General features: G+C 70.2%; 9 protein-coding genes and 2 pseudogenes. 2 read left to right on the forward strand and 9 right to left on the reverse strand.

Translation table 11 applies throughout. The features are described from left to right. The 9 genes from AC2VOR_RS09295 to AC2VOR_RS09335 all read right to left on the reverse strand — a co-directional run. The coding region (locus AC2VOR_RS09295; protein ID WP_486963661.1) for a nickel-dependent hydrogenase large subunit at positions 1-440 on the reverse strand (440 nt) is incomplete at its 3' end. Then, complete coding sequence (locus tag AC2VOR_RS09300) at positions 437-1,195, reverse strand: NADH-quinone oxidoreductase subunit B family protein (RefSeq protein WP_486963662.1); 759 nt, start codon at positions 1,193-1,195, stop codon at positions 437-439. The genes AC2VOR_RS09300 and AC2VOR_RS09295, both read right to left, overlap by 4 nt. Then, the gene (locus AC2VOR_RS09305; RefSeq protein WP_369739940.1) at positions 1,196-2,026 is read right to left on the reverse strand and encodes an FAD/NAD(P)-binding protein; all 831 of its coding nucleotides are present in this window, start codon (positions 2,024-2,026) and stop codon (positions 1,196-1,198) included. It lies immediately after the preceding gene. Then, positions 2,019-3,140, reverse strand: a complete 1,122-nt coding sequence (locus tag AC2VOR_RS09310; RefSeq protein ID WP_369739942.1) for a 4Fe-4S dicluster domain-containing protein — start codon at positions 3,138-3,140, stop codon at positions 2,019-2,021. Before AC2VOR_RS09310 ends, AC2VOR_RS09305 begins: the two co-directional genes overlap by 8 nt. A gap of 63 nt (positions 3,141-3,203) precedes the next feature. Then, entirely contained in the window at positions 3,204-3,785 is a 582-nt protein-coding gene (locus tag AC2VOR_RS09315; protein ID WP_369739943.1) for an Rv1733c family protein, read from the reverse strand. Between the two features lie 8 nt (positions 3,786-3,793). Continuing rightward, positions 3,794-4,792: an Acg family FMN-binding oxidoreductase gene (locus tag AC2VOR_RS09320; protein ID WP_369739945.1), complete on the reverse strand. Its 999-nt coding sequence runs from the start codon at positions 4,790-4,792 to the stop codon at positions 3,794-3,796. 125 nt (positions 4,793-4,917) lie between these two features. Beyond that, positions 4,918-5,232: a hypothetical protein gene (locus AC2VOR_RS09325; protein WP_486963663.1), complete on the reverse strand. Its 315-nt coding sequence runs from the start codon at positions 5,230-5,232 to the stop codon at positions 4,918-4,920. A 116-nt stretch (positions 5,233-5,348) separates the two neighbouring features. Further along, positions 5,349-6,524, reverse strand: a complete 1,176-nt coding sequence (locus AC2VOR_RS09330; protein WP_486963664.1) for a cation:proton antiporter — start codon at positions 6,522-6,524, stop codon at positions 5,349-5,351. A 115-nt stretch (positions 6,525-6,639) separates the two neighbouring features. Next, positions 6,640-6,783, reverse strand: coding sequence for a hypothetical protein (locus AC2VOR_RS09335; RefSeq protein WP_369739949.1), 144 nt, complete (start codon positions 6,781-6,783; stop codon positions 6,640-6,642). Positions 6,784-7,177: 394 nt separating this feature from the next. On the opposite strand from AC2VOR_RS09335, the pseudogene AC2VOR_RS09340 reads away from it, so the two are divergent. Together AC2VOR_RS09340 and AC2VOR_RS09345 are read left to right on the forward strand one after the other, a co-directional pair. Next, positions 7,178-7,333, forward strand: a pseudogene (locus AC2VOR_RS09340) (IS3 family transposase); the annotation flags it as partial. Between the two features lie 160 nt (positions 7,334-7,493). Further along, positions 7,494-8,955: pseudogene (locus tag AC2VOR_RS09345) on the forward strand (hypothetical protein); the annotation flags it as partial.

The raw sequence follows: 8,955 nt of genomic DNA on the forward strand, positions 1-8,955 counted from the left end.
CCGGCCTTCTTCAGCGACAGCCCCCGCTCGACGGCGCCCGGGTGGTCGCGCGCCATGCCGATGATGTCGGAGTGGCCCAGGAAATCCGGTGCGTGCAGCAGGTACACGTGCAGGACGTGGCTGTGGATCCATTCGCCGCAGTACAGCAGGCGCCGCAGCGCGACGATCTCGGGTTCGATCTCGGCACCGCAGGCGTCCTCGATCGCGTTGCAGGCGCTGACCTGGTAGGCCACCGGGCAGATCCCGCACACGCGCGCGGTCAGGTCCGGCGGTTCGGTGTAGGCGCGGCCGCGCAGGAACGCCTCGAAGAACCTCGGCGGTTCGTAGATGTTGAGTTCGACGCTTTCCAGCGCGCCGTCGCGCAACGAGATGTGAAGCGCGCCTTCACCTTCCACGCGGGTCAGCGTGCTGACGCTGAGCGTGCGCTTGGCGGGCGTCACTGCTTGCCCCGCTCGGCCGCGAAGGCGGTGACGTTGAAGGTCGAGAACACCCGGTCGACGTCGCCGTCGGACATGCCGTCGCGGCGCAGCAGCGGGATCAGGGTCGCGGTCCTGGGTGCGGCCGACGGGCCGAAGCAGCCGAAGCAGCCCCGGTTGTGCCGGGGGCACAGCGCCCCGCAGCCGGCGTGGGTGACCGGGCCCAGGCACGGGGTGCCTTGCGCGACAACCAGACACGTCACGCCGCGTTGCTTGCACTCGGTGCACACCGTCTTGGCCGGCAGGCTGGGTTTGCGCCCGATCAGCAGCGCCGCGAGCGTGTCGAGCAGCTGGCCGCGGTCGATCGGGCAGCCATGCAGCTGGTAGTCGACCTTGACGTGCGCCGAGGCCGGGGTGGAGGTCGCCAGGGTGTCGAAGTATTCCGGCTTGGCGTAGACGACCGAGGCGAATTCGGCGACGTCGGCGAAGTTGCGCAGCGCCTGCACTCCCCCCGCCGTCGCGCACGCGCCGATGGTGACGAGCACCCGGGACTGGTCGCGGATCTCGCGGATGCGTCGTTCGTCGTGAGCGGTGGTGATCGACCCCTCGACCAGCGACACGTCGTAGGGTCCGCCGACCATCGCGCTGGACGCCTCGGCGAAGGTGGCGATCCGCACCTGGTCGGCGAGGGTGAGCAGCTCGTCCTCGCAGTCGAGCAGGGTCAGCTGGCAGCCGTCGCAGGAGGCGAACTTCCATACGGCCAGCGTGGGCGGGCTCATCTACAGCTCCTTCACGGTCAGCAACGGGCCCGCGACGTCGTAGCCGACGACGGGTCCGTCGCGGCACAGCAGCAGCGGGCCGAGCTGGCAGTGGCCGCACCAGCCGACGCCGCACTGCATGTTGCGCTCCAGGGAGACCCGAATGTTTTGGGCGGCAATGCCTTTGTCCAGCAGCGCCTGGGCGCCGAAGCGCAGCATGGGCTCGGGCCCGCACAGGAACGCGGTGGTGCGTCCGGCGTCCAGCGTCAGCCGGCGCAGCGGCTCGGTGACCAGCCCGACCTCTCCGCGCCAGCCCTGCACCGGGACGTCCACGGTGACGTGCAGTTCGATCTGCGGGTCCTGCGCCCACTGCTCGAGCTGGGCGGCGAACACGAAGTCGGCGCGCGAGCGGGCACCGACGATGAGGGTGAGCTTGCCGTAGCGCGACCGCTGGGCCAGCGCGCCCAGCACCGCGGGGCGCAGTGGGCACAGGCCGACACCGCCGGCGACCATGACCAGGTCGCGGCCGGCGGCCTCGTCGAGTCCCCAGGTGGTGCCGAACGGGCCGCGCACACCGACGATCGCGCCCGGTTGGGAGTCGTGCAGCGCGCGGCTGACCGCGCCGACCGCGCGGATCGTGTGCGTGATCGAGCCGTCGGTGACTCCTGGGTCGCCGCTGATCGAGATCGCCGCCTCCCCCACCCCGAACGCGTAGAGCATCATGAACTCCCCGGGCAGCGGCGTCCGCAGCGGTTCGCCGAGCGGTTCCAGGCACAGCGTCGCCGAGTCGGGGCTCTCCACGACGCGGCTGCGCACCCGGTAGGGGTTGGGCGCCATCGGCCGTTCAGTCATCGCGGGCCATCTTGTTCATCTCTTCGGTGATGTCGATGCCGGTGGGGCACCAGGCGATGCACCGCCCGCAGCCGACGCAGCCCGACATGCCGAACTGGTCGTGCCAGGTGCCCAGCTTGTGGGTCAGCCAGTGGCGGTAGCGCGACGCGCCGGACTGGCGCACGCTGCCGCCGCCGTGGACGTAGGTGAAGTCGAACTCGAAGCAGGACGCCCAGTGCCGCCACCGCTCGGCGTGCTCGCCGGTGAGGTCGCTGACGTCCTCGGTGCTGGTGCAAAAGCACGTCGGGCACACCATCGTGCAGTTGCCGCACGTCAGGCAGCGGCTCGCCACCTCCTCCCACTGCGGCGACTCGCGGGAGGCCACCAGTAGCTCCCGCAGATCGGCCTCGGGCATCCGGCGACCCATCTTGCGGCTGGCGTCCTCGACATCGGCGCGCGCGCGGTCGATTTCGCCGCTGGCGGCGGGCCGGTGCGGTACCGCGGCGAGCACGTCGGCGCCGTCGGGGCTGCCGACGTCGACCAGGTACGTCGCGGCGCCGCCGCCGGGGCGTTCGGTGAGCGCCAGGTCGTAGCCGGGCCCGGCGGCCGGGCCGGTGCCCATCGAGGCGCAGAAGCACAGCCCCCCGGGTTCGGTGCAGTTCACCGCCACCACGAAGATCCGGCGCCGGCGGCCGAGGTAGGCGTCGTCGGGATACTCCGGGCGGCCCAGCACCCGATCGAGGGTGGCGATCGCGGCCAGGTCGCACCCGCGGACCCCGAGGAACGCGTAGCGCGGGGCCTCCTCGCCGTCCGCCGCGGCGGAGCTGTCCCGCGTGCCGGCCCACAGCCGCTGCCGCGGGGGGTGCAGGAACTGCTTCCACGACTGCGGGCCCGCGGAGTGCCCGAACGCCGCGTCGTCGTCACGCCGGCGCAGCCGGTAATGCCCCGGGGCCACGTCGACGCCCCAGCCGCGCGGCAGGTCCGCGGCCGACTCCAGCTCGGCCAGCACGATCGCGTTGTCCCGCAACGTCGGACCGATGACGCGATAGCCGCGGCCGATCAGGACCTCGACGAGGCGATGCAATGCCGCCGCGTCGAACACCGCGGCCCCGGGACCTTCGCCGTACCCGCTCACCGGCCCATCATCCGCCCTCAATCCCGTTCCGCGCCATCCAAAGCAGGCAGAAAACGGGCGTTTTCACGGTCGGTTCGTCCGGCCGCCGTCTTGCACCAGCGTTCTGAGTTCGCGCTCCCACCGGGCTTCGCGGACCCGGTCGAGCTCGTAGACGACGGCGGCCAGCAACAGGCCCAGCACCGCACTCGCGCACAGCAGCGTCAGCACAACCGTGCCGGCCGCCGCGCCCACGGCGTGCCAGGCCGGGGTCGGCGGGGCCGTCAGGTTGCCGGCCCCGTCCGCCCAGATATCGACGCCCTCACCGGGTTTGACCGGATCGTCCAGCCGCAGCGTGCCGCTGCGCTGCTCCCCGCCGGCCGCCGGCCACCGAATCTGCGCGACCGTCGCACCCAGTTCCCCGGGGTGGGCGTCGGTGACCTGAGCCCGGACGGGGTGGCGCTCGCGGGCCTGCTGGGCGTACGACCGGTCGCGTGCGCCGTAGGTCGCGGCTCCCACCACGCCGGCGACGGGCACCGCGACGAGCGCCGCGACGAGCGCGACCAGCACCACCAGCGCCTCGATCCGGTCTGCGGGGCGCAGCAACGGGTTGCGCCCGAAGACGCGGGCGATCAGCCACCGGCGCGGGTCCCAGGTGAACGTCTCCATCGCGCGGCCTATTCGACGACGTTCTTCTCGGGTCCGAAAGCCCAGTCGACGAACTCGGAGAGCTCGCGGCGCGGGGTGGCCGGCAACGGGTCGGCGTTGATCGGCGGCCAGCCGACCCGCAGCAGCATCTGCGGGTAGACGCTGCCGCCGAAGATGTCGTCGCGGACCTCCGCACGGGTGACCGGGGTTTCCAGCGGTTCGGTGACCGGGCAGCTGGCCAGCCCCAGCGACGTCGCGGTGAGCAGCACCGCGCTGGTCGCTTCGCCGGCGCGCAGCTGGGACACCCGGTCGTCGGCGCGGGTACCCAGCGCGAGCACGACGGCGTTGTCGTCGGCCGCCGAGGCGCCCGGCGTCATCGGCAGCGACGGGCCGGCGAAGAGCCGGCCGGGGATCTTCGACGCCGGGTCGGGCGCCGGCGTGTTGCGGGCCGGCACTCCGGCCACCGAGGCGTAGCGCCCGCTCCAGGTGGTCAGCTCGGCCATGTAATCGCGGTTCAGGTGATCGGCCACCGATTGCGCGACGATCTCGTGCAGCTTCTCGACATCCTCGACCTGGCAGAGCGTGACCCCGTTGCGGGCCGCCCGCGCGGCCATCAGCGCGATGTCGGCCACCGGCACCGGCCAGGAGCTGTAGTGGCGCCGGTCGGTGCGCCGGCGCGGTATCGCCGCGGCGAGCGCGATGTCGACGGCGTCGGCGGGATGGGCCGACAGCTGGATGGCGGCGAGGTGGCTGGGGTCGGCCGGATTCGGCAGCCGGGTGACCTTGGGACGCCAGCCGACGGCCGCGAAGGCAACCATGCAATGATGCAGCGCGGCACCGCAACTCAGGATCAGGTCACGGCCATCGGGGTCGGTGTTGGGCAGTTGCCGGTTCTCGTCGGCGTAGAGGTGCAGGCTCGCCTCGTCGACGCGCCAGCCCCACGGTTGCGTGTTGTGCACCGAGGGCGCTCGGGAGGCCAGTGTCAGAACGGTCCGGATCGTGCCGGCATCCGGAAAATGCGCGCTCATCGCGGTTGTCCCTTCGGGGTCGAACATATGGTCTTCATGATCACGGGATTCCGCCGGCGGCGCGAGAGCACGACGGCTCTAACCGGAGGGACTTTGGGCCAATCCGGGGGGCCAATCCGGGCGTATTACGCCGCGCGCACGACCTCGACGGACAATTGGTCGCCGACCGCGCGGGCGAGCGCCCAGTTACCGGCGCACGCCGCGCCGGCCAGGTCGTCGACCAGTGGGCTGTGCGCGCCGAGCTCCGCCAGCCACGCCGACACCATCGGCGCTATCCCCTCGGCGGGCAACCGCACGGTGCGTTCGCCGTGCAGGCGGTCGGGGACCCGGTACATCGCCGGCGCGAGGTGCCGGGACTGACGCCCTGATGCCAAGTGCTGGGCCACTTTCCGGACGTGACCGACGTAGAAGGACGGATGGACCGACGCCGGTGACCTCATCGCCGCCTCCCCGGTCGAACCCAGGGGTCGAAGCGACCACCGTCGCGACGGCCCGCCTGTATGGCCGTGCGTCGTTCCTGCCGACGTGCGGCGGTCCCGCCCGCCTGCGTCCTTGGTCACATAGGCACGGGAGGCGCGGCCGGTGTCGCCGCGGCCGGCGCCTGCCCGCGGGCGGCCAGCGCCGCGGCGACGGTGGCGGCGGCGATCGTGAGCAGCGCGCCGAGCATCAGGGCCGACGCCTCCCCCGCCACCAGCAGGTGCTCCTGGGTGCCGATCGTGGCCGCGGCCACCGGCACGCCGAGTTGCGCGGCCGAGAGCACCCCCAGCGTCAGCGGCTGGCCGAGCAACCTCCCCACGCCGTGGGCCAGCACGGCACCCAGGCCCAGGCAGATGCCGAGCAGAATGAACCGCGGCTGCGAGCCCAGCTCGCGAACCTGCAACGAGGCGCCCAGCCAGACGAAGAACAGCGGGCTGAAGAATCCCTCGGTGATGCCGAAGAGCTGGCGCGCCAACCGATGTGGTTCCCCGACGACCGCGATCACCAGGCCCAGGGCGAAGCCGGCCAGCAGGATCGACACGTGGGTGTGCACGGCGAGTGCGGCCAGCGCGAACAACACGACGAGGTTGGTCCGCAGTTCCAGCGCGAACCGGCGCTTCTCGGAATAGACGTGCACGCGCCGGCGCCATCCCCTGCGGTCGATGGCGCGCAACGCCACGAACAGGACGACGGCGCCGCCGGTGACCGCCAGCGCGCCCCCCGCCGCCTCCGGCAACCGCCGGATGTCGATCACCAAGGGCAGCAATACGATACACGCGGTGTCGGCGAGGGCGACCTGCGCGGTCACGGCCAGCACCCCCGGCCCGCGCAACCGCAACGAATCGATCACCGGCAGCGCCAGCGCCGCCGACGACGAGGCCATCAGGACCGCGTAGAGCGCCGCGTGGTCGATGCCGAACTCGGCCGCCAGCCCGACCGAGACGGCCACCGCGACCGCGCCCGCCGCGACCGCCCGGCCGAACGCCGCCGGCAGCATCGAGCGCAGCTCGCCGCCGCGGACGCGGACGTGGGTGCCCACCACGAACATGACCAACGCAAAGCCGATGTTGGCGAACAGCGCAAACGTCGGGTCGGTGGCGTCGACGAGCCCGAAACCGGTTCGGCCGATCACGATCCCGGCGGCCAGCTCGCCGACGACCACCGGGATCCGCAGCCGCGGCAGCGAGGCCAGCACCGGGCCGGCGAAACCGACCGCGCACAGCAACGCCAGGGTGCCGAAGTCGAACCCCGGCACGTCAGTGGTCCCTCGGTTCGACGGCCAGGTTCCCGGTCAGCACGGGTGTCATTGTGCATCCGTTGGGCGCCGCGGCGCCGCCCGAAACGCGGCGGGCGGGTGACCGCGTCGCCGGTCAGTCGTCGTCCGTCCGCGACTCGATGCCCGACAGCTGGGCGGCCAGGTCGTGGTGGCCGACCGCGGCCATGGCCCGGCGCAGGCCGCTGAGCGCACGCTGCAGCTCCGGTGTGTAGCTGTGATTGGCGGCGCTGGGCAGCACCCCGTCGCAGCTGCTCGACCGCGAACCCCCGGTGACGTGCCGAGAGCCTCGGAAGGGCGGTCGCGAAGACGTCGAGGATGGCGGCGCACCTCTGGTACTGGTGGTTGGAGCTGCTCGCCACGATGGCGCCGCTGCAGACAGTCCTACGCAAAGGTCACAGCCATGCGATGCGAATCCAGTGCTATGACGTCCGCGACCCCACCGCACCCGACACGTTCGTACCGAAGGTGTGGTGCCCCCGCAATTTCCCGGTCTTCGATCACGGCGACCTGATCGGCGTCCTCCACCACGCGAAAGAAATCTCTCCGGCAGCGCGCAACTTCTTGCCGAGGCGGCGAATTGAATCGCCCTGGGAAATGTGGAGGCTCCAGACCTTGGAAACGAGGATGGAGTCATGCCGAAAGAACAGGTGCCTGGAAAGCCGACGTCGCGTCGGTATAGCCCGGAGGAGGAAGCCGCTGCGGTGCGGATGGTCCGTGCGTTGCGCGCCGAATTGGGCACCGAGCACGGGATAGTGCACCGGGTGGCCCGCCAGCTGGGCTACGGCGTGAGCCTCCGGGATTTCCAGGGCGATTCATATTGACACTTCCTCGCATCTCGTCGGCCCAGCAGTCCACCCACAAGCTTGATAGGCTGTGCTGCGTCCAGCGGGCTACCCGCTGAATGACCAATCTCCATACGCAGCGATCCTCTTTCACTACGCTGCACCCATGTTGTTCGCCGTCGCAGTTGTGTCACCTCCGAGCAATCCGACCATCGGCGGAGGATTTCGAGAGGTTGCGGAGGCGGTGCACCATGCTCTTTTGGCGCTTGGTCATGAGTCGGTGCTGACTGATCGTCTGGACCTCGACGAGCGTCGCACCATCGTGTTCGGCGCAAACCACCTCCTGCAGTACGGCTTGGAGCTGCCCAAGAACCCCATCTTCTACAACCTCGAGCAATTGGGCGACGACTCGCCGTGGATGATGGCGCCGGAATTCGTCGACCTTTTCCGGCGCTACCCGATTTGGGATTACAGTCAAGCCAACATCGAATACCTCGCTGGCCTGGGACTGCCCCGACCCACCTACGTTCCGATCGGATACGTCCCCGAGTTGACCCGGATCGCCCCAGCCCCTGAGGACATCGACGTCCTTTTCTATGGCTTGCTCAGTAAGCGCCGTTACGCCGTGCTCCGGGACCTGCACGACCGAGGCTTTCGGGTCAAATGGCTAACGGGCGTCCTCGGCGCGAGCCGCGATGCCTGGATCGCGCGCTCGAAGATTGTCCTTAACCTTCACTACTGGGACGCGAAGATCTTCGAAATCGCCCGTGTGTCCTACCTGCTGGCCAATCGGCGCGCGGTGGTCTCCGAGCGGGGTGCCGATCCGACCTTGGAGCGTGACCTGGAGTCCGGCGTCGCGTTCGCCGACTACGACGACCTGGTCGATCGCTGTGTGGAACTCCTCTCGGACGAGCGCGCGCGACGCAACCTCGCCGAGCGGGGCTACCAGGTTTTCTCCGCTCGCGACCAGATCGCGATCGTGGACCGCACGCTGTCGGCAAGCCTGGACGGTGTCACCCACCGGACCGCTGCGCAAGCCACCCCGTGCACCGACGTGCGCACCAAATGCAAAGGCCACAGCGCGGATCATCAGTTCCCCAACCGCAACCTGATCCAACATAAGTCCGAACAGGAACGCGATCAGTTGCTAGCCAAAGTCAAACGCGATCCCGAGGACGCGCAGTCGATGTTATTCCTGGCCGAGACCTGCTTCCAACTGGGCGATTTCGTCGACGCGCGCAAATGGTATGCGCGGCGGGTCGACATGGGTGGCTGCGACGAGGAGACCTACTACGCGATGTACCAGCTCGCCGAGTCGATGCGGCAACTGCGTGAAGCGGGGCCGAACGTTGAGGATGCCTACCTGCGCGCCTGGACTTTTCGACCCACCCGCGCCGAGCCACTGCTCCGCATCGCCGCTGGGTACCGCCAATTGCAGCGCTACCGCCTCGGTTATCTGTTTGCCCAGCGTGCCGCCGAAATCCCCTTACCCGAAGAGGACCTGCTTCTCCCCACAGAAATCGCACAGGTTTACGCGTGGCGCGCCACTGATGAGCTCGCGGTGTGCGCTTCCTGGATCGGTCGGCACGCCGAGGCGTTCACACTGTGCCGGCGGCTGGTGGCCCGCT

It is taken from the genome of Mycobacterium sp. TH-M103 (genome assembly GCF_057473785.1).